Annotated in this window: 16 protein-coding genes and 1 tRNA gene; 6 read left to right on the top strand and 11 right to left on the bottom strand. The window is 66.3% G+C overall.

What is annotated here, in order from left to right; all coding sequences use genetic code 11:
• The first annotated feature begins 106 nt into the window (after nt 1-106).
• Nucleotides 107-3,091, top strand: a complete 2,985-nt coding sequence (locus BJP32_RS09960) for a TonB-dependent receptor domain-containing protein (protein ID WP_312293867.1) — start codon at nt 107-109, stop codon at nt 3,089-3,091.
• A 74-nt stretch (nt 3,092-3,165) separates the two neighbouring features.
• The gene (locus tag BJP32_RS09955) at nt 3,166-4,617 is read left to right on the top strand and encodes an amidohydrolase (protein ID WP_198935277.1); all 1,452 of its coding nucleotides are present in this window, start codon (nt 3,166-3,168) and stop codon (nt 4,615-4,617) included.
• 334 nt (nt 4,618-4,951) lie between these two features.
• Here the strand turns inward: BJP32_RS09955 and BJP32_RS09950 are convergent, their stop codons facing one another.
• Together BJP32_RS09950 and BJP32_RS09945 are read right to left on the bottom strand one after the other, a co-directional pair.
• Nucleotides 4,952-5,365: a low affinity iron permease family protein gene (locus BJP32_RS09950; RefSeq protein WP_076223873.1), complete on the bottom strand. Its 414-nt coding sequence runs from the start codon at nt 5,363-5,365 to the stop codon at nt 4,952-4,954.
• A 51-nt stretch (nt 5,366-5,416) separates the two neighbouring features.
• Entirely contained in the window at nt 5,417-7,666 is a 2,250-nt protein-coding gene (locus BJP32_RS09945; protein WP_233126799.1) for a S9 family peptidase, read from the bottom strand.
• A 417-nt stretch (nt 7,667-8,083) separates the two neighbouring features.
• On the opposite strand from BJP32_RS09945, the gene BJP32_RS09935 reads away from it, so the two are divergent.
• Together BJP32_RS09935 and BJP32_RS09930 are read left to right on the top strand one after the other, a co-directional pair.
• A complete protein-coding gene (locus BJP32_RS09935) occupies nt 8,084-8,899 on the top strand; it encodes a ferredoxin--NADP reductase (protein WP_076223869.1) in 816 nt (271 codons plus the stop codon).
• 4 nt (nt 8,900-8,903) lie between these two features.
• Nucleotides 8,904-9,236 carry a chorismate mutase gene (locus tag BJP32_RS09930; RefSeq protein WP_076223937.1) on the top strand — a complete coding sequence of 111 codons (333 nt, stop codon included), beginning with the start codon at nt 8,904-8,906 and terminating at the stop codon, nt 9,234-9,236.
• Between the two features lie 7 nt (nt 9,237-9,243).
• Here BJP32_RS09930 and BJP32_RS09925 read toward each other — a convergent pair whose 3' ends face one another.
• Nucleotides 9,244-9,597: an Hpt domain-containing protein gene (locus tag BJP32_RS09925; protein ID WP_003165631.1), complete on the bottom strand. Its 354-nt coding sequence runs from the start codon at nt 9,595-9,597 to the stop codon at nt 9,244-9,246.
• Nucleotides 9,597-11,012, bottom strand: a complete 1,416-nt coding sequence (locus tag BJP32_RS09920; RefSeq protein ID WP_076223868.1) for an amino acid permease — start codon at nt 11,010-11,012, stop codon at nt 9,597-9,599. The genes BJP32_RS09925 and BJP32_RS09920 overlap by 1 nt, the downstream gene beginning before the upstream one ends.
• 196 nt (nt 11,013-11,208) lie before the next feature.
• On the opposite strand from BJP32_RS09920, the gene BJP32_RS09915 reads away from it, so the two are divergent.
• A tRNA-Lys gene (locus BJP32_RS09915) sits at nt 11,209-11,284 on the top strand.
• 85 nt (nt 11,285-11,369) lie between these two features.
• Nucleotides 11,370-12,584: a CaiB/BaiF CoA-transferase family protein gene (locus tag BJP32_RS09910; RefSeq protein WP_076223867.1), complete on the top strand. Its 1,215-nt coding sequence runs from the start codon at nt 11,370-11,372 to the stop codon at nt 12,582-12,584.
• Nucleotides 12,585-12,746: 162 nt separating this feature from the next.
• Here the strand turns inward: BJP32_RS09910 and BJP32_RS09905 are convergent, their stop codons facing one another.
• Genes BJP32_RS09905 through cyoA form a run of 7 tightly spaced genes read right to left on the bottom strand, consistent with a single transcriptional unit; the run spans nt 12,747 to nt 19,720 of the window.
• Nucleotides 12,747-13,283: a response regulator transcription factor gene (locus BJP32_RS09905; RefSeq protein WP_003165634.1), complete on the bottom strand. Its 537-nt coding sequence runs from the start codon at nt 13,281-13,283 to the stop codon at nt 12,747-12,749.
• Nucleotides 13,284-13,306: 23 nt separating this feature from the next.
• On the bottom strand, nt 13,307-14,653 hold the full coding sequence (locus BJP32_RS09900) for an ATP-binding protein (protein WP_083673955.1): 1,347 nt from the start codon (nt 14,651-14,653) through the stop codon (nt 13,307-13,309).
• A complete protein-coding gene (locus BJP32_RS09895; protein ID WP_076223865.1) occupies nt 14,653-15,420 on the bottom strand; it encodes an SURF1 family protein in 768 nt (255 codons plus the stop codon). Before BJP32_RS09895 ends, BJP32_RS09900 begins: the two co-directional genes overlap by 1 nt.
• 26 nt (nt 15,421-15,446) lie before the next feature.
• Nucleotides 15,447-15,833: a cytochrome o ubiquinol oxidase subunit IV gene (gene cyoD / locus BJP32_RS09890; protein WP_076223863.1), complete on the bottom strand. Its 387-nt coding sequence runs from the start codon at nt 15,831-15,833 to the stop codon at nt 15,447-15,449.
• Nucleotides 15,830-16,474 carry a cytochrome o ubiquinol oxidase subunit III gene (gene cyoC / locus BJP32_RS09885; RefSeq protein WP_040345780.1) on the bottom strand — a complete coding sequence of 215 codons (645 nt, stop codon included), beginning with the start codon at nt 16,472-16,474 and terminating at the stop codon, nt 15,830-15,832. The genes cyoD and cyoC overlap by 4 nt, the downstream gene beginning before the upstream one ends.
• A gap of 4 nt (nt 16,475-16,478) precedes the next feature.
• Nucleotides 16,479-18,491, bottom strand: coding sequence for a cytochrome o ubiquinol oxidase subunit I (cyoB, locus tag BJP32_RS09880; RefSeq protein ID WP_046653380.1), 2,013 nt, complete (start codon nt 18,489-18,491; stop codon nt 16,479-16,481).
• 14 nt (nt 18,492-18,505) lie between these two features.
• Nucleotides 18,506-19,720, bottom strand: coding sequence for a ubiquinol oxidase subunit II (cyoA, locus tag BJP32_RS09875; protein WP_046653379.1), 1,215 nt, complete (start codon nt 19,718-19,720; stop codon nt 18,506-18,508).
• Between the last annotated feature and the right edge of the window lie 81 nt (nt 19,721-19,801).

Raw genomic sequence — 19,801 nt, 5'->3', positions numbered from 1 at the left:
GGCCATCAAACGACGCTCAATCGGAGGGGATGCCGAGGCGATGATCAAACACGGGGATGCCAAGCTCATGCGTTCAGTCCATGCACGTCGAAACATAAAGGCCGCCATGCTGGCCTCCACCGCCCTGCTCGCCGCCGGAACGGCGCACGCCCAGCAGACGCCGGCCAACGAACAGGCCACCCAGGTCGAAGATATCGTCGTCGTCGGCTCCCAGATTCGGGGCGCGAAGGTCACCGCCGCCCTGCCCGTCACGGTCGTGGGCGAGGAATTGATCCAGGCGACCGCCGCCACCTCGGGCGACGAACTGCTGCGCTCCATCCCCCAGATGGGCGATGTGACGTTCAACTCGGGGTATCTGCCGGCCTCGTCCAACTCGGCGCGCGGCGACACCGGCTCGGTGAACCTGCGCAACCTCGGCATCGGCAACACCCTGGTCCTGCTGAACGGCCGCAGGGTCGTGGGGCACCCGACGTCCCAGGCGAACGAGCACCTGGTCCCCGTCCTGACCTACAACACCAACGCCATTCCGGTGTCGGGCCTGAAGCGGCTTGAAGTCCTGCGCGACGGCGCGGCGGCCATCTACGGCGCCGATGCGGTGGCGGGCGTGGTCAACACGGTCCTGCGCGACGACATGAACGACTGGACCGTCTCGGCCCAGTACGGCGCCGCCGAGGGCACCGACATGTGGGAGAGCAATTTCTCCTTCTACGGCGGCAAGGACATCGCCGACGGACGCGGCAACCTGTCCCTGTTCTTCAACTACGACCACCGCGACGAGCTTTCGACGCTGGATCAGGACTACACCGCCTCCGTGGACATCCGTTCCCTGTTCGCCGGAACGGGCTTCGAGAACGACACCACGCTGAACGGCGTCTCGTCGCTGACGCCCTGGGGCTATTTCCGCGTCGCGGACGGCGCCGCCTCGATCGGCGGCGCGAACCGCTCGGCCTTCACCATCCAGCCCAACACCCTGTCCGGCTGTATCCGGCAGTTGGGCGACGGCTTGTGCATCAAGAACGGCACCACGGTTGACGCTGCCTTGCGCGCCGATACGGCCCAGGAAGACCTGACGGTCATTCCCCAGGTCGATCGTTTCAACCTGTTCCTGACCGGCCGCTACGAGATCAACGACAACGTCGAATTCTTCGGCGAACTGGGCGGCTACTACGCCAAGTCCAAGGCGCGGCAGGCGCCGATCAACACCCTGTCGTCCGTGGTCATGACGATTCCGGGCACGAATTTCTACAATCCGACCGGCGAGGATCTGCTGCTCAGCGGCTATCGCTTCAACGACTTCGGTCCGATCGGCGTCGAGGTCACGAACAAGCAGTTCCGCGCCCTGGGCGGACTGCGCGGCGAATGGCGCGGCTGGAACTGGGAAACCGCCCTGGTCTGGTCCGAAGCGACGGCCGAGGACGTGTCGGACAACATCTCGACCACGCGCCTGTTCGAGTGGGCGTCCAAGTCCACGCCCGACGCCTACAACTTCTTCAACGGCGGCGACCCGACGCACCCGCGTTACGGCGACTCCACCCCGTCGAGCCAGGCGGCGCTGGACGCCATCGGCGTCGACATGGTCCGCAAGACCAAGACCGAACTGGGCATGTGGGACTTCAAGATCTCGCGGCCTGACCTCTTCACCCTGCCCGCCGGCCCGGTCGGCATGGCCGCCGGCGTCGAGGCCCGTACGGAGACCCAGCTGGACGACCGCGACAGCCGCATCGACGGCACGATCACCTATACCGACCGATCGGGCGCGACCTACAGCGACCTGATCAACTCATCGATGAACCCCGACACCTACGGCGAACGGGACGTACTGTCGGCCTATATCGAGTTCGCCGCCCCGCTGGTCTCGCCGGAGATGGGCGTGCCCCTGGTCCACAACCTGGAGGTCCAGATCGCCGGCCGCTTCGAGAATTATTCCGACTTCGGCGACGTGGCCAAGCCCAAGTTCGCGGCGGCCTGGGACATCGTCGACGGGTTCCGCGTTCGCGGTTCGTGGGCCCAGGGTTTCCGCGCCCCGAACCTGGAACAGATCAACGCCACGATCATCACCCGCTCCAACACCAGCACCGACTGGACCTATTGCGAGGCCCTGCTGCGTCGCGGCGCGCTGAGCAACATGAACCTGTGCGGCGGCAGCTTCACCCCGCCCTCCACCTTCCCCGACGCCGACGCCGTCAGCACGGCCCGGATCGCGCGCCTGACCGCCGAGCAACGCTCGGGCAATCCGGACTTGCAGCCCGAGGAGTCCGAGACCCTGTCCTTCGGCCTGGTGGTGCAGCCGCGCTTCATCCCGGCGGACTACGGCGACTTTACCTTCACCGCCGACTGGTGGCGGGTCGAGCAGACCGGCATGGTCGGCATCTTCCGCGGCCAGAACGCCATCACCCTGGACTATCTGCTGCGCAAGAGCGGCGGCTCGAACCCCAACGTGGTGCGCGCCGCCCCGACGCCCGAGGACATCCGCCTGTTCGCGGGCACCGGCCTCGCCCCCGCGGGCGAGATTCTCTACATCAAGGACGCCTACACCAATCAGCAGCCCCAGACCGTCGAAGGACTGGATCTGGGCGCCATGTGGAGCCTGCGCGGCACCCGCTACGGCGACTTCAACCTGAACCTGAACGTCTCGCACTTCCTGAAATACTATCTGGAGCCGTCACCGGGCGTTCAGGAGCTGATGGACGCGATGGACTCCGGGGACATCGATCCCGCAATCAACTTCTCGGGCAGCGCAGGCGATCTGCTTCGCGACTTCGGCCGCCCGGAATGGAAGTGGTCGCTGTCGGGAACCTGGCGCTATCAGAACATCACCGTCGGCGCCTTCACCCAGTACATCTCGTCGCTCTACGACGACTCCGTCACCAATGCGGCGAACGAGCCCTGGACCGTCGACGCCACCCTGACGGGTAATCTGTACGGCGAATATCAGTTCGAGGACGGCGGCCTTCTGTCCGGCACGGCGGTCCGCGTAGGCGTGCGCAACATCACCGACGAACAACCGCCCCTGTCCAGCGGCGGCTATGTCGGCACCGTCTATCAGCCCTACGGTCGCTACTGGTACGCTAGCATCCGCAAGACCTTCTGACCGATCTCTGATCGTCCGGGGACGGCAGGCGGCGACGCCTTCCGTCCTCCCTTCTTTTGTTCCCGGAGTACTCCATGAAGCCCGTTTCGATGCGCGCCCTCGCCCTCGCCGCCGCCCTGGCCGGCGTCGGCGTCCCCGCCCTGGCCGGCGAGCTGTCGCCCCAGGCCCAGCAGCAGATCGTCTCGACCGTCGACCGCAATCAGGCCGCCCTCGACCACGCCGCGCTCGAAATCTGGAAGTTCGCCGAGTTGGGCTATCAGGAGACCCAGAGCGCGGCCCTGCTGCAGGGCCAGCTGCGCGAAGCCGGCTTCACCGTCACGCCCGGCATCGCCAATGAGCCGACCGCCTTCCTGGCCAGCTTCAAGAACGGTTCCGGTCCGGTCATCGCGGTCCTGGCCGAATACGACGCCCTGCCCGGCCTGTCGCAGACCCTCAGCCCGATCCAGGAATCCGCGGGCGGCCATGCGGGCCACGGCTGCGGCCACAACCTGTTCGGCGCCGCCTCCATCCACGCCGCCATCGCGGTGAAGGACTGGATGGTCGCCAACAACATCAAGGGCGAGCTGCGCGTCTACGGCACGCCCGCCGAGGAAGGCGGCTCGGGCAAGGTCTACATGGTCCGCGACGGCCTGTTCGACGACGTGGACGTGTCGCTGCACTGGCACCCCGGCAATGTGAACTCGGCCCGCCAGGGCGACACCATGGCCAACGTCTCGGGCAAGTTCCGCTTCTACGGCACGGCGTCCCACGCCGCCGCCGCGCCGGACAAGGGCCGCTCCGCCCTGGACGGCGTCGAGGCCATGAACGCCATGGTCAACCTGATGCGCGAACACGTGCCCGACCGCACGCGCATCCACTACGCCATCACCGACGGCGGCAAGGCGCCGAACGTCGTCCCGGCCTACGCCGAGGCCTATTACTACGTCCGTCACAACAACCCGGAAATCGTCCGCGACGTGCTGGAGCGGGTGAAGCTGGCGGCCGACGGCGCGGCCCTGGGCACCGGCACCCGCGTCGAGTTCGAGGCCATCGGCGGCGTCTACTCCATGCTGCCGAACGAGGCCCTGATGCACGTCATGGACCGCAACCTGCGCCATGTCGGCGGCATCAGCTGGACGGCCGAGGAAACCGCCCTGGCGTCGGAAATCCAGAAGACCCTGACCACCAAGCCCGACCTGGCCTCCGTCGGCCAGATCGAGGACGCCGTGATCGGCGGCGACTTCGGCGGCTCGACCGACGTCTCGGACGTGTCCTGGGTCACGCCGACGGTCGGCCTGTCGACGGCGACCTTCGTGCCGGGTTCGGCCGGTCACTCGTGGCAGAACGTGGTGGCGGCAGGCTCGACCATCGGCCTGAAGGGCGCCCATCTGGCGGCCAAGACCCTGGCCCTGACCACCGCCGAACTGTTCCAGAGCCCCGAGACGATCCAGGCCGCCAAGGCCGAATTCGAGCGCCGCCGCGGCCCTGACTTCCAATACCGCGCCCTGCTGGGCGACCGCGCACCGGCGCTGAACTACCGCGACTAGCCGCCGCGCCCCTTCTCCCCTTGCGGGAGAAGGTGGCCCGTCAGGGCCGGATGAGGGGTGTTGACGCGATGTCTAAACGGATGTCGCCGACCGGCGCCCCCTCATCCGTCCGGCTTCGCCGTCCACCTTCTCCCACAAGGGAAGAAGGACCAAACAGCGCCCTTGCCCGCCTATCGCACCGCTCCAATCCCGGTAAAACACGGCGATTGACCGCGGCTGGACGCGATCAGCCCGCCGCCTCCCGTCCGTCCGCCATCATGAGCGCTCCACCGACGGCGCGGAGCGATTTCAGACGATTCAGACGAATTGGACTCTGTTTTTTCGGCGGGGCCGATCAGGCCTCCGCGCGTGACGCCGGGCGGCTCCTGACCGCCCGCGCGGGCTGCCCGGCGTGTATGTCGCGCCCGCGCCGCTCGACCTCCCGCAGGATCACCGCCAGCTCCTTGTCGGTCAGATGCTCGATGCCGATGAAGGCCGCGTCGGCCTTCTTCACCGCATAGATCAGCTCGTCCATCTTGGCGTGCATGGCGGCGGCGTCGCGGTTCTGGGTGTTCTGGATCAGGAAGACCATCAGGAAGGTGACGATGGTCGTGCCGGTGTTGATCACCAATTGCCAGGTCTCGCTGTACCTGAACACCGGTCCCGTCACGGCCCAGATCAGCACCACCGCCAGGCAGACGATGAAGGTCCACGGCCGCCCCGCAAGCTTGGCCGTCGCGTTCGCCAGATGATTGAACAGCTTTTCCATTCCGGCGGAACGACGGCCGCAGGGCCGGGTTCCGCCGGATCAGAGTTCGCCTCAGTCCGCCTTCTGCGGCGCCCGCGTTCCGATGGTGCGGTCCAGGAAGTCCAGATAGGTCCGCCACTGATGCAGCTGACGATCATTGCCCCGGATGCCGTGACGCTGGCCCGGATAGAGCATGGTCTCGAAGGGGATGCTCTTTTCCTGAAGGGCGTTCAAAACCCGCGTGGTGTTCTCGAAGATGACGTTGTCGTCGGCCATGCCGTGCATCAGCAGCAGACGCCCGGTCAGATTATCGAGGCGGTTCACCACGTCCGAGGCGGCGTAGCCGTCCACGTTCGCCTGCGGCGTCGACATATACCGCTCGGTATAGGCGGTGTCGTACAGGCTCCACTCCGTCGGCGGCGCGCCCGCCAGGGCGGCGGCCAGCCCCATCTTCGGTTCGGTCAGCGCCATCAGGCTCATGAACCCGCCGTAGGACCAGCCCATCATGGCGATCCGGCTGTCGTCGACATAGGGCAGCGAGCGCAGATAGTCCGCGCCGATGACCTGATCCGCGATCTCGGGCTGGCCCATCTTCAGATAGAGGGCCTGTTTGAAGGCCGCCGAACGGTCGCCTTCGCCCCGGTTGTCCAGGCGGAAGACGATATAGCCGGCCTCGGTCAGCAACTGGGTCTTGGCCGGCTGCCAGGCGTTCTTTACCCCGCCGCCCGACGGGCCGCCATAGACTTCCATCACCACCGGATAGGTCTTCGACGGATCAAAGCCCGGCGGCGTCGTCATCTGCCACATCAGCGTCTCGCCGTGGCTCTGAAGGGTTCCGAAGGTCGGCTTCTGCTGACGCTCGGCATAGGGCCAGAAGGGGTGGCCGGGCTGAAGCCGGTTCTCCTCGATCCAGCGCACGCGCTGCCCATCGATCGAGTACAGCGCCGACTGCGCCGGGGTGTTCACGTCGCTGTAGTTGCCGACATAGGCCGTGCCGGTGTTGTTGACCGACGCGCTCCACCAGCCGCCGCGCGGGGTGACTTCCGTGGGGCTAAACGTCCGCTTGTAGCTGGCGCGGAACAGCTGCTGCTCGATCGGATATTCCTTGCCGTCGCGCATGGAGGCGGTGAAGAAGACCTCGCCCGTCTCCTGATTGACGCCGTCCAGCGCCTTGACCGGATAGTCGCCGCGCGTGATCGCCCGCAGGCGGCGGCCGTCCTTGTTGTAGAGATACAGGTGACGCCACCCGCTCTCCTCGCTGGACCAGATGAAGTTACCGTCCTTCAGCGCTTTGAAGTCATGGGTGACGTTGACCCAGGCGTTCGAGGTCTGGCTGGCGATCACCCGGCTGACGCCCGTGGCCGGATCGACGCTCAGCAGGTCCAGCCGCTTCTGGTCGCGCGACAGGCGTTGGACATAGGCGACCGAGCCGTCCGCCGCCCAGTTCACCCGGCCCAGATAGATGTCGGTGTCGGCGCCCAGGTCGACCTTGACCCGCTGACCGCCCTGCACGTCCTGCACATAAAGCTCGACCACGGCGTTGGGCCGTCCGGCGCGCGGATAGCGTTGCGAGATGACCGAGGCCCCGCCGCCCGTGATGTCCAGGCGTGGAATGACGTCGACCGTGCTCTCGTCCGTGCGTTGCAGGGCGATGTAGCGTTCGTTCGGGCTCCACCAATAGCCGGTGTCGCGGTCCAGCTCTTCCTGGGCGATGAACTCGGCTGTGGCCCAGGTGATCAGATCCTTGCCGTCCGTGGTGATCGCCTGTTCGGCGCCCGTCTCCAGGTTGATCAGGAACAAGTTCTGATCGCGCACGAAGCTGACGAAGGCCCCCTTTGGCGAGACCTTGGCGTCGATCTCGTCGGCCGCCGTCTCGGTCAGACGCCGCACCGAGCCGTCGGCGCGATTGGCCAGGAAGACGTCGCCTTCCAACGGGGCCAGGATGTAGCGGCCCTGTTCGTCCCACGAGTATTCGACCACGCCGCGCTGGGAAATCCGCATCCGCTCGCGCCGCGCCTTCTCGGCCTCCGAAAGTTCGCCCGCATCGGGGACCAGGGCGCGGGCGTCGATCAGCTTGAACGGCTCGCCCCCCTTCACCGGCGCGGCCCACAGGTCCAGCACGTCCACGTCATCCTCGCGCGAGCGCAGGAAGGCGACCAGTTCGCCGTCGGGCGACAGGCTGACGCCCTTGGCCACCGGCCCGGCCAGGGACGGATTGGCGAACACCCGCTCGACCGTCAGGATCGAGGACGCGGGCGCCGTGGCGGCAGGCGGAGTCGCGGGCTGCGGCGAGGATTGGGCGAAGGCCGAGGTCGCAGCCATCAGGATCGTCGAAGCAAGAAGAAAAGTGCGCATGGCGGTGAAGCTAAAGACGGAATCCTCCGCCGTCATCCGCAATTCGTCCTTCTCCCCTTGTGGGAGAAGGTGGGCCCGAAGGGCTCGGATGAGGGGTTTCTTCGACAGGGGCCAAAGCTTCGTGGCCGGACCGGTGGCGAGACCCCTCATCCGTCAGGCTCCGCCTGCCACCTTCTCCCACAAGGGGAGAAGGGAGAAAAAGAGAGTTCAATTCATCTGAATCGTCTGAATCCCCTGCGGCTTGCGGCCGCATCTAGCCGGAACGCAGTATGACACAGTCGGACAGGCAGGCTGGCCGATTGTGATCCGCCCTTGTCGCAGAAGAGACGGAAGGATCGCCGCAGCGCCCTTTCGCAACCGCCCGCGACGGCCTAGGTAGTCGCCATGTCTGACGCCTCCCTCTCCGCGCCGCCCGTCAAGGCCAGTCCGTTTCATGAGTTGGAAGTCCTGTGGGTCCGCCACTGGAACGACCAGTTGTTCAGCTTCGGCGTCAAACGGCCCGAGGATTTCCGCTTCCGTTCGGGCGAATTCGTCATGATCGGCCTGCCGGGTCTGGACGGGGCCAAACCCGTGCTGCGCGCCTATTCCATCGCCTCGCCCTTCTGGGCCGAAGAGCTGGAGTTCTTCTCCATCAAGGTCGAGGACGGCCCCCTGACCTCGCGCCTGCAGAAGATCGTCGCGGGCGACAGCGTGCTGATGGGCAAGAAGCCGACCGGCACCCTGGTGCTGGACGCCCTGACCGGCGGCGAGCGTCTGTGGCTGATCGGCACGGGCACGGGCCTGGCGCCCTGGCTGTCGGTGGCGCGCGATCCGGAAACCTATTCGCGCTTCAAGCAGGTCATCGTCTGCCACACGGTGCGCAACGTCGCCGACCTGGCCTACCGCGACTTCTTCAGCCACGAGATCCACGACGATCCGCTGATCGGCGACGAAGCCAAGGCCCAACTGACCTATTATCCGACCGTGACGCGCGAGCGCTTCGAGACGCCGGGCCGCATCACCGACCGCATCAAGTCGGGCGACGTCTTCGCCGACCTGCAACTGCCCATCGGCTTCTCGCCCAACAGCGACCGCGTCATGCTGTGCGGATCGATGGCGATGATCAAGGAGACCGGCGAACTGCTGGAATCCTACGGCCTGAAAGAAGGCTCGAACGCCGAACCCGGCGACTATGTTCTGGAGCGCGCCTTTGTCGGCTGACCTGATGACCGCCCCCCGCACCGTCGCCATCGACGACCGCAAGGCCCCGGAAGACTGCGTCACGATGGCCGATGTGCGTCAGGGCGTGGACGCCCTGGACCGCGCCCTTGTGACCCTGCTGGCCGAGCGCCAGCGCTATATGGACGCCGCCGCCCGCATCAAGCCGAACCGCGACGCCGTCTTCGACCAGGCCCGCATCGACGACGTGGTGGCCAAGGTGCTGAAGGCGGCCGAACCCGCCGGCCTGTCGCCCGACATCGCCGAGCCGGTCTGGCGCCTGCTGATCGACCGCTGCATCGCCCACGAGTTCGGAACCTGGGACAAGACGCGGGTCTGACGACCTTTCAGCCCTTGAGGCTCTTCAGCGCCAGTTCATGGCGATAGGCCGCCACATCGGCCAGGGCCGCGTCCAGCGCCGTCTTCACCCGCTCCAGCCCGGCGGGCGCGGCCGCCTGTTCGCCGAACTCCACCTCTTCGCAGACCTGGGCCAAGGCCTTGGCCCCGATGCCCGCCCCGGCGCCGCGGATGGTGTGAACCGCGTCGCGCCAGCCCTCGCTGGACGCGTCCAGCATGGCCGACCACATGCGGGCCTGTTCGGCGAACAGGCCCAGCACCTCCTCCGTCACATCATCCATGCCCGCCGTCATGGCTTCGAGGACGGTGAAATCCACCGCCCCCGACAGGTCGCGTCTCGCCATCAGGCCTCAGACTCCTCGCCCTTGGCCAGGCGCGAGTTGCGCGACGACCACAGCAGGTAGAGAGCCAGACCGAACAGGTTCCACAGCAGGAAGTAGAGCTGCGTCGAGCTCTTCAGGCTGAAGAAGAAGACGATGCAGCCGACGATGGCGATGCCGCCGACCAGCCACCACAGCGGCGCCTTGAACTTGCGCTCGCGGTTCGGTTCACGCACGCGCAGCACGATCAGGCTGACGCCCACGGCCATAAAGGCCATCAGGGTGCCGGCGTTGGCCAGCGACGCCAGTTCGTCCAGACGCATGATGCCGGCCAGGAAGGCCACGACGATGGCGGTGAACACCGTCACCACGGCCGGAACGCCGCGCTTGGAGATCTTGGCCAAACGGTTGGGCAGCAGGCCGTCGCGCGCCATGCCCAGGAAGATGCGGCTCTGGCCGAACAGGAAGGCCAGCAGCACGGTCGGCAGGGCGATCACGGCGGCGGCGGCGATCCACTGAGCGGCGACGCCCTGGCCCAGGCCGCGCATGATGTGAGCCAGCGGCTCCGGGCTGTCGGCGAAGCTGGCGACCGGGGCGGCGCCGATCGCAGCGGCGGCGACGGCGATATAGAGGACGGTGCAGACCACCATCGATCCGACGATGCCGATGGCCAGATCACGCTCGGGCTTCTTGGTCTCTTCGGCCGCCGTGGCGATGGCGTCAAAGCCGTAGAAGGCGAAGAAGATGATGGCCGCCGCCGCCATCACCCCCGTCTGCACGAAGGGCGCCCCGAAGCCGTGCGGCATGAAGGGGGTGAAGTTGGCCGTATCGAAGTGCGGCATGGCGATGGCCACGAACACGACCAGGGCGGCGATCTTCACGAACACCAGAATGGCGTTCAGCGTGGCGCTTTCCTTCGTGCCCAGCAGCAGCAGGCCGGTCACCACGGCGATGATGAAGATGGCCGGCAGGTTGATCAGCCCGCCCTCAACGTGCGGCCCTACGGTCAGGGCGAACGGCAGGTCGACGCCCAGCCCCGCCAGGAAGGGCACGGCGTAGCCGGACCAGCCGACGGCCACTGTCGACACGACCAACGAATACTCCAGGATCAGGCTCCACCCCACGACCCAGGCGAAGATCTCGCCCAGCGCGGCGTAGGAATAGGTATAGGCGCTGCCCGAGGCGGGCATGATGGTCGACAACTCGGCGTAGGCCAGGGCCGCGCAAGCGCACACCAGACCGGCCAGGGCGAAGCTGATCAGCACCGCCGGCCCCGCCAGTCCCGCCCCGACCCCGATCAGGGTCAGGATGCCGGTGCCGACGATGGCGCCGACGCCCAGGGCCATAAGGTGCGGCCAACCCAGGGTTTTCTTGAGCCCCGGCCCCGAATGCGGGGCCAGCATCGCGTCGATCGAGCGACGACGGTTCCAGAACGCCATAATCTCTACTCCCCCTCGCCGCGTCTTTCCGGCGGCTGATTCAAGGCGCGACCTTAGCGCGCGATGCAATCGCGATAAAAGATGCATTTGACGCTTGCACCCGACACCGGTCCTGAGTAATAGGAGCGCCCTTCGCCGAGGCCATCAACGCCGCCGCGAAGGACCGGCGCCATACCAAGGGCGCAGACGACGGTACGGGTGATTAGCTCAGTTGGTAGAGCAGCTGACTCTTAATCAGCGGGTCCACAGTTCGAACCTGTGATCACCCACCATCGTCTTTTTTCTTAGCATCGTTAGATGGGTGTCGCTTCGGCGCGAAACCATCCTGCCGCGTGCGGTTTCTGCTAGAAGACGCGCATGTCTGACGCCGTCTCGATTCCCCCCGCCTCACCTTTCTCCCACGGTCCGCTGATGGGCGTGCGCGTGCTGGATCTGTCGCGGGTGCTGGCCGGGCCCTGGGCGACGCAGACCCTGGCCGATCTGGGCGCCGAGGTCATCAAGATCGAGCGACCGGGCGCGGGCGACGACACCCGCCACTGGGGCCCGCCCTTCACCACGACGGCCGATGGCCAGCCGGGAGACGCCGCCTATTTCCTGTGCGCCAACCGGGGCAAGAAGTCGGTGGAACTGGACATCGCCAGCCCTGAAGGCGCCGAGGCCGTGCGTCATCTGGCTGCAACCTGCGACGTGGTGGTCGAGAACTTCAAGACCGGCGGGCTGAAGAAGTACGGCCTCGACTACGCCTCGCTGGCGGCGGTCAATCCGAAGCTGGTCTATTGCTCTATCACTGGCTTCGGCCAGGACGGGCCGGACGCGCGCCGGGCGGGGTACGACTATATGATCCAGGCCATGGGCGGGCTGATGTCCATCACCGGCCAGCCGGACGGCGCGCCGGGTGCCGAGCCGATGAAGGTCGGGGTGGCGGTCGTGGACCTGTTCACCGGCCTGTACGCCTCCAACGCCATCCTGGCGGCCTTGTGGCACGCGCGGGCGACGGACGAGGGCCAGCACGTCGACATCGCCCTATTCGACGTCCAGGCGGCCATGCTGGCCAATCAGGCGACCAACTACTTCGTGTCCGGCAAGGCGCCGACGCGGATGGGCAACGCCCATCCCAACCTGGCCCCCTATCAGCCCTTCGCCTGTTCCGACGGGATGGTGATCATCGCCGTGGGCAACGACGGCCAGTTCCGCGCCCTGTGCGGCGCCCTGAAGCTGCAGGTCGAGGATCGCTTCGCCACCAACGCCCTGCGCGTCGCCAACCGCGAGGCGTTGGGGCCGCTGATCGCCACGAAGACGCAAGGCTTCACCATGCAGGGGCTGATGCAAGCGCTTGAGGCGGCGGGCGTGCCCTGCGGCCCCGTCAACACCATCGACCAGGTGTTCGAAGAGCCCCAGGCCATCCATCGCGGCCTGACCGTCGAGCAGACGCGGCCCGACCTGGCCGATCCCGTCCGCACTGTGGCTTCGCCTATCCGCCTGTCGAAGACGCCGGTGCGCTATGACGCCCCGCCGCCGAAACTGGGGCAGGATACGGAAGCGATGTTGGGAGCGTTGAAGGCGGAGAGGTGACGCCTCCCCCCTCTCTCAGGCCGTCATTCTCGGGCTTGACCCGAGGATTCAGCCCTTCAACCTTTGAACAGGCATGGGTTGATGCGGTCGCCGTCGTGCTTGCTGGATTCCCGGGTCAAGCCCGAGAATGACGGTGAGGTAGGCATGAGCGCGGCGTTTGGCTCAGCTGACCTGCCGCTTCTCCAGCTTCCGCGCCAGGGTGCGGCGGTGCATGCCCAGGCGGCGCGCGGTTTCGGAGATGTTGAAGTCGGTCTCGGCCAGGACTTCGTGGATGCGCTCCCACTCCAGCGTCTTGATCGAGGTCGAACGCGCCGTCAGGGGCGCATCGGGATCGCCCGCCTCGCGGCCGAAGGCGGCTTCGATAGCGTCGGTGCCGGCGGGCTTGGCGAGGTAGTGCCGCGCGCCCAGCTTGATCGCCTCGACCGCCGTGGCGATGCTGGCGAAGCCGGTCAGCACCACGATCACCAGGTCAGGATCAAAGGCGTGCAACGTCTGCACGCAGGTCAGGCCCGACGCAGTTCCCAGCTTCAAATCCACCACGGCGTAATCGGGATGGTGCGTCTTCAGCAGTTCGACCATCTGGTCGTGGCTGTGAGCCGAGACGACCTGATAGCCGCGCCGCTCGAAAGACCGACGCAGGGTGCGCGAAAAGGACTCGTCGTCCTCGACGATCAGAAGCTGGCGGGGTTCGTCGTTCATCTCAGTCCCTCTTTCCAGGCCCCTCATTTCGGCGCCAGGGCGTCGATCGGCAAGGTCAGGCGCACCATGGCGCCGGCAGCGCCGCCCTGCCCTTTCGGCCGATTCACAGCCACGACCGTCCCGCCCAGCTTGCGCATCACATTCACCAGCAGGAACAGCCCCAGGCCCGACCCCGCCCGCGCCTTGGTCGACTGATACGGCTGGCCTAGCTTTTCCAGAATAGCTGAAGAAAAGCCCGGCCCGTCGTCCTCGAAGGCGATGAACAACCCGCCCGCGTCGGCGGCGGCCCGCACCTCCAGGTTTCGCGCTCCGGCTTCATGAGCGTTGTCTAGAAGGGCGCTGAACACCTGCTTCAAGGCGGGATCTACGATGATGGACGGATTGCCGGGCGCCGGGCCGTCCAGGGTCACGCGCATGGCCTCCCCCGACTTGTCGGACCATTCGGCGATGATCTCCTGCAGGAAGGCCTGCAGGGTGGTGACGGTCGGCGCCTCGCCCCGCGCCTCGCCCGCCGACATCAGGATGTTGGTGACGATGGATTTGCAGCGCTCGACCTCGGCCTGCATCTGCTCGATGTCTTGCACCATATCCTCGTCGCGGTTCAGCGCGGGCATCCGCCGCCAGTCGCTGAGGATGACGGAGAGCGAGGCCAGGGGCGTGCCCAGTTCATGCGCCGCGCCTGACGCGAGCAGCCCCATGCGCACGATGTGGTCCTGTTCCGCCGCCTGCTGCCGGGCCTCGGCCAGATAAGCGTCGCGGGCGCGCACGTTCTGGCTGGTGCGGGTGACGAAGGCCACCAGCAGCACGGCGATCAGGATGAAGTTGATCAGGGCGCCCTGCTGGATCAGGCCCAGCCGCGCATCGGCCCCTGCGGGCAGGTCCAGCGGCTGCCGCCAGATCGCCAGAAAGGCCAGGCAGGCGCCGGTCGCCAGCACGAAGCCCCAGGCATAGACCGGGCGCAGCAGCACCGCCGCCAGCACCACCTGCATCAGATAAAGCGCCGCAAACGGATTGGTCGCCCCGCCGCTGAAGTAGAGCAGCCAGCTCAACGCCGCCACGTCGACGCATAGGGCCAGCAGGATCTCGGGGTCGGTGACGACCTTGCGACGCAGGGTGACGGGCGCGCTGACCAGGTTCATCACCGCCAGGGCCGTCGGCGCCAGCAGCAGCGGCCCTAGCGGCAGATGGATGCCTAGCCCCCAATGGACGATGACGATGGTCGCCACCTGTCCGATCACAGCCAGCCAGCGCAACTGGATCAGCAGCAGCATGTTGCGTCGCCCCGCCGCGCCCGGCGACACGGGAGTCTCGGCGTTGGCGTCCATGCCCATCAGGGTGCGGGCGAAGCGGCTCAGGGTCTGGGTCTGCATCAACGTCTTCCCAGCCTGCGACGCCGCTCCTCGCGCAGCCACAGCACCGCACCGCCCGCCGACATCAGCGCCAGGCCGAACCAGGTCAGGGCGTAGACCAGATGGCTGTTGGCGAACCGCACCACCGTCAACCCGCCGCGCGGCCAGCCGCCCGGATTGGGCGTCGCATCCGCGTCGATGAAATAGGGGGCGACCGGGCCGCTCAACTGCTTGGCCTCGGCGATCGCGGCCACGTCGCGCGAGAACCAGCGGTCGCCCGCCGGATCGTTGTCGCGCAGGAAGCCGCCCTTGGGCTCGCTGATCCGCAACAGGCCGGTGACGGACACCGGCCCCTCGCCCTGACCTTCGGCGCGGGTTTCGGGCGCGGCGCGCTCGGCCGGAACGAAGCCCCGGTTGATCAGAACGGTGAAGCCCCGCGCGTCTTCCAGCGGCGTCACGACCCAGAAGCCCGGCCCCAGGTCCGTCACCGCCTTCACCCGCACCTCGCGGTCATGCGCAAAGCGGCCGCTAGCGATGACGCGGCGGTACTGGTCCGCCTCACGCGTCACGGCGTCGAAGTCGGCAGGCCCCGGCGCCGGGACAGGATCGGCGTGGATGCGGCTGTCGACCTGGCGGATCAGTTCCTGCTTCCACGCCAGGCGCTGGACCTGCCAGACGCCCAGCGCCGAAAAGCCCGCGATCAGCACGGCGAACGCCGCCAGCCCCGCGACCAGTCGACGACGTGAAACCGGACCGGAAACCGGATCAGGGGCCGACGATGGCGTCAAACGGCGGTCTCCGCGGGCGAGAGGGCTCAGCCCATCCCCTGCATGTCGTGGACGGGCATCATGTTGGTGTTCAGGTGATACATGACCCAGACCGAACCGGCGACGGCGATGACCACGATCACCAGGGTGAAGATCAGCGCCAGCATGTTCCACCCGCCCTCGGACTTATGGTTCATGTGCAGGAAGAAGATCATGTGGACCACGATCTGCACCACGGCGAAGGCGGTGATGATCAGGCCCGTCAGCTGCGGCGCCAGCACGCCGGTCATGACCAGCCAGAACGGAATGGCGGTCAGCACGACCGACAGGCCGAACCCGATCAGATAGCCCTTGTAGGTGCCGTGATCGTGGTCGTCGCCGTGGTGATCGTCATGATGATCCACGGCGTGCTCATTGTGGGCTTCAGCGCTCATCGCAGCATCCCGAACAGATAGACGAAGGTGAAGACGCCGATCCAGATGACGTCGAGGAAGTGCCAGAACAGGCTCAGGCACATGAGGCGGCGCTTGTTGGCCTGGATCAGGCCCTTCTGACCTACCTGGATCATCAGGGTGACCAGCCAGATGACGCCGAAGGTGACGTGCAGGCCGTGGGTGCCCACCAGGATGAAGAAGGCCGACAGGAAGCCGCTGCGCTGGGGCGTGGCGCCCAGGTGGATCATGTGGGCGAACTCATAGAGCTCGATCCCCAGGAAGCACAGGCCGAACAGGCCTGTGACCGCCAGCCAGACCTGCGTCTGCGCCACCTTGTTGCGGTACATCGCCAGCATGGCGAAACCGTAGGTGATCGACGAGAACAGCAGCATCGACGTGTTCACCGCCACCAGCGGCAGGTCGAACAGATCCTTAGGCGCCGGGCCGGCCGCATAGTTGCCGCCCAGCACGGCGTAGACGGCGAACAGGATCGCAAAGATGAGGCAGTCGCTCATCAGATACATCCAGAAGCCCAGCATGGTGCTGTGGCCTTCCGGGTGATGCGGTTCCTCTACCGGGTGGAAGATCGGCCGCCCGGCGTCGTCGACATAGTCGGGGTTGAGGGAAGGTGCGTGGCTCATCGGATCACCCTTGCGTCGCTGCTGCGGCCGCCAGGGCCTTGGTGCGCGCGTCCTCGGTCGCCTGAACCGTCTCGGCCGGGATGTAGTAGTCGCGCTTGTAGTTGAAGGTGTGGAAGATGGCGTAGGCGATCAGCGCCGCAAAGCTCGCGGCCGCCAGCCACCAGATGTACCAGATCAGGGCGAAGCCCACGATCAGCGACAGCGCCGACAGGATGAACCCCGCTCCGGTGTTGGACGGCATGTGGATCGGCTTGAAGCCGCCCGTCGGGCGCTCATAGCCGCGCGCCTTCATGTCCCACCAGGCGTCGCCGTCGTGGATGATCGGCGTCTTGGCGAAGTTGTAGTCCGGCGGCGGCGACGAGGTGGCCCACTCCAGGGTGCGGCCGTGCCAGGGGTCGCCCGTCTCGTCGCGCAGCTTGTCGCGGTTGATGATGCTGACGGCGAACTGGATCAGCATGGCCAGGATGCCGACGGCGATGATCGCCACGCCAACGGCGGCGATGATGAACCAGATCTGATAGGCCGGGTCGTCAAAGACCCGCATCCGCCGCGTCACGCCCATGAAGCCCAGGACGTACAGCGGCATGAAGGCCATCCAGAAGCCGACCACCCAGCACCAGAAGCTGACCAGCCCCCACTTCTTCTCCAGCTTGAAGCCGAAGGCCTTGGGCCACCAGTAGTTGATGGCGGCGAACAGGCCGAACAGCACCCCGCCGATGATGACGTTGTGGAAGTGGGCGATCAGGAACAGGGAGTTGTGCAGCACGAAGTCCGCCGGCGGCACCGCCAGCATGACGCCCGTCATCCCGCCGATCACGAAGGTCAGCATGAAGGCGACCGTCCACATCATCGGCAGCTCGAAGCGGATGCGGCCGCGGTACATGGTGAACAGCCAGTTGAACAGCTTGGCCCCTGTCGGGATCGAGATGATCATCGTCGTGATCCCGAAGAAGGAGTTCACGGACGCGCCCGAGCCCATGGTGAAGAAGTGGTGCAGCCACACCAGGTAGGACAGGATGGTGATGACCACCGTCGCATAGACCATCGAGGTGTAGCCGAAGAGCTTCTTGCCCGAGAAGGTCGAGGTGACTTCGGAAAACACGCCGAACAGCGGCAGGATCAGGATGTAAACCTCGGGGTGGCCCCAGATCCAGATCAGGTTCACGTACATCATCGGGTTGCCGCCGAAGTCGTTCGTGAAGAAGTTGGTGCCGATGTAACGGTCCGCCGACAGCAGGACCAGCGTCGCCGTCAGGATCGGGAAGGACGCCACGATCAGGACGTTGGCGCACAGCGACGTCCAGGTGAAGACCGGCATCTTCATCAGGCCCATGCCCGGCGCGCGCATCTTCACGATGGTGGCGATCAGATTGATGCCGGACAGGGTGGTCCCTACCCCCGCCACCTGTAGCGCCCAGATGTAATAGTCGACCCCGACGCCGGGGCTGTAGCCGATGCCCGACAGCGGCGGATAGGCCAGCCAGCCGGTGCGCGCGAACTCGCCGATGAACAGCGAGGCCATGACCAGCACGGCCCCCATCGTCGTCATCCAGAAGCTGAAGTTGTTCAGGAAGGGGAAGGAGACGTCCCGCGCCCCGATCTGCAACGGCACCAGATAGTTCATCAGGCCGGTGATCATGGGCATGGCCACGAAGAAGATCATGATCACGCCGTGGGCGGTGAAGATCTGGTCATAGTGGTGGGCGTTCAGATAGCCCTCGGACCCGCCGAAGGCCATGGCCTGCTGGATCCGCATCATGATGGCGTCAGCGAAGCCGCGCAGGAACATGACCAGGCCCAAGATCATGTACATGATCCCGATCTTCTTGTGGTCCACGGTGGTGAACCACTCCTTCCAGAGATAGCCCCACAGCCTGTAGCGGGTGATCAGGGCCAGCATCCCCAGACCGCCGATGACGACGACGGCGAAGGTGGCGACCAGGATGGGCTCGTGGAACGGAAGCGAGTCCCAGTTCAACCGGCCCAGAAGCGGCGATGTTGTTTGTTCGACAGTCATGATCGTTCAGGCGCTCAAGATTGCGACGCGGCGGGCGCGGACGCCGTGGAAGGCGCGGAGAAGAGGGAGGCGAAACGCTCGTTCGGTTCGGACCGGCCGGGGCGTTCAAGCCCCTGCCCCATGACCCGGTTCAGCGGCGTGTCGCGGGCGACGTCCTCGCCGAAGGCCTGACGGCGGCGGGCGGCCTCGACGGCGGCAGCCTCGGCCTCCAGCGGGGTGCACAGCGTCATCACATAGGACTCGCCGGCGCCGAACACGGCGTCCCCGCGACGGGCGTATTTGTCATAGACCAGCGGCAGGGTGTTCTTGACCGCCGCCAGGCCCAGACCGCCCTTGCGGTCGATGTCCATCATCTCGCCCATGCACATCTTGCCCGGCTCGACGCACATGTTGACCACGGCGTCGAACAGGCGGTCGTCGACGGAGGCGTAGTGGATGACCGGCACCTTCTCGCTAGGCTTCTCAAGCTCCAGATAGGTGTCGCGATCCAGCCCCTGACCGGCGGCGCGCACGCCCGCGACCCACTGGTCGAAGCCGGCCTGATCCAGACCGTGGAAGGCGAAGCGCATGTTCGAGAAGCCGTCGCCGGAATAGTTGGCCGAGAAGCCGACGTATTCGCCCGGGCGATTGATGACGGCGTGCAGCTTCGTCTCCATGCCCGGCATGGCGTAGATCTGACCGGCCAGGGCGGGGATGTAGAAGGAGTTCATCACCCCGGTCGAGGTGATGTGGAACCGGATCGGCCGATCAACCGGCGCGGCCAGTTCGTTCACCGTGGCGATGCCGTATTCCGGGTAGATGAACAGCCACTTCCAGTCCATGGCCACCACCTCGACCTGCAGCGGGCGGTGATCCTCGGCCACGGCCTGTCCCTCGGCGATGCGGTCCAGCGGCCGATAGGGGTCCAGAAGGTGCGTCCCGGCCCAGGTGATGGCGCCCAGGCAGATGATGATCAGCAGCGGCGCGGCCCAGATCACCAGCTCCAGATGAGTCGAGTGGTCCCAATCCGGCTCATACCGGGCTTCCTTGTTCGATTCCCGATACTTCCAGGCGAAGAAGACGGTCAGGATCATCACCGGAATGATGATGATCAACATCAGCACCACGGACATGACCAGCAGGTCGCGCTGTTGGGCGGCGATGTCGCCGGCGGGCGCCAGGACCACGGCCTCGCAGCCGGGCAGCAGGGCCAGAAGGGGCAACAGCAACAGGGGGCGCAGTCGGCGCACGGCGGCTCCAGTCGAGGTTCGAGGCAAGGGCACGGTCATCTTGCAGGCCCCGTAACCCCGCCCCCGAACAGGCGACATTGG

The organism is Brevundimonas sp. ZS04, from assembly GCF_001956865.1.
In the GTDB taxonomy this organism is placed as follows: domain Bacteria; phylum Pseudomonadota; class Alphaproteobacteria; order Caulobacterales; family Caulobacteraceae; genus Brevundimonas; species Brevundimonas diminuta.
The sequence above is the reverse complement of the archived record's forward strand: the minus strand, read 5'-3'. Positions and strand labels throughout refer to the sequence as shown.

Coding starts and splice junctions, on each gene's coding strand:
- BJP32_RS09960 (WP_312293867.1), top strand. CDS start 107: ATGCTGGCCTCCACCGCCCTGCTCGCCGCCGGAACGGCGCACGCCCAG.
- BJP32_RS09955 (WP_198935277.1), top strand. CDS start 3,166: ATGAAGCCCGTTTCGATGCGCGCCCTCGCCCTCGCCGCCGCCCTGGCC.
- BJP32_RS09950 (WP_076223873.1), bottom strand. CDS start 5,365: ATGGAAAAGCTGTTCAATCATCTGGCGAACGCGACGGCCAAGCTTGCG.
- BJP32_RS09945 (WP_233126799.1), bottom strand. CDS start 7,666: ATGGCTGCGACCTCGGCCTTCGCCCAATCCTCGCCGCAGCCCGCGACT.
- BJP32_RS09935 (WP_076223869.1), top strand. CDS start 8,084: ATGTCTGACGCCTCCCTCTCCGCGCCGCCCGTCAAGGCCAGTCCGTTT.
- BJP32_RS09930 (WP_076223937.1), top strand. CDS start 8,904: ATGACCGCCCCCCGCACCGTCGCCATCGACGACCGCAAGGCCCCGGAA.
- BJP32_RS09925 (WP_003165631.1), bottom strand. CDS start 9,597: ATGGCGAGACGCGACCTGTCGGGGGCGGTGGATTTCACCGTCCTCGAA.
- BJP32_RS09920 (WP_076223868.1), bottom strand. CDS start 11,012: ATGGCGTTCTGGAACCGTCGTCGCTCGATCGACGCGATGCTGGCCCCG.
- BJP32_RS09910 (WP_076223867.1), top strand. CDS start 11,370: ATGTCTGACGCCGTCTCGATTCCCCCCGCCTCACCTTTCTCCCACGGT.
- BJP32_RS09905 (WP_003165634.1), bottom strand. CDS start 13,283: ATGAACGACGAACCCCGCCAGCTTCTGATCGTCGAGGACGACGAGTCC.
- BJP32_RS09900 (WP_083673955.1), bottom strand. CDS start 14,653: ATGCAGACCCAGACCCTGAGCCGCTTCGCCCGCACCCTGATGGGCATG.
- cyoD (WP_076223863.1), bottom strand. CDS start 15,833: ATGAGCGCTGAAGCCCACAATGAGCACGCCGTGGATCATCATGACGAT.
- cyoC (WP_040345780.1), bottom strand. CDS start 16,474: ATGAGCCACGCACCTTCCCTCAACCCCGACTATGTCGACGACGCCGGG.
- cyoB (WP_046653380.1), bottom strand. CDS start 18,491: ATGACTGTCGAACAAACAACATCGCCGCTTCTGGGCCGGTTGAACTGG.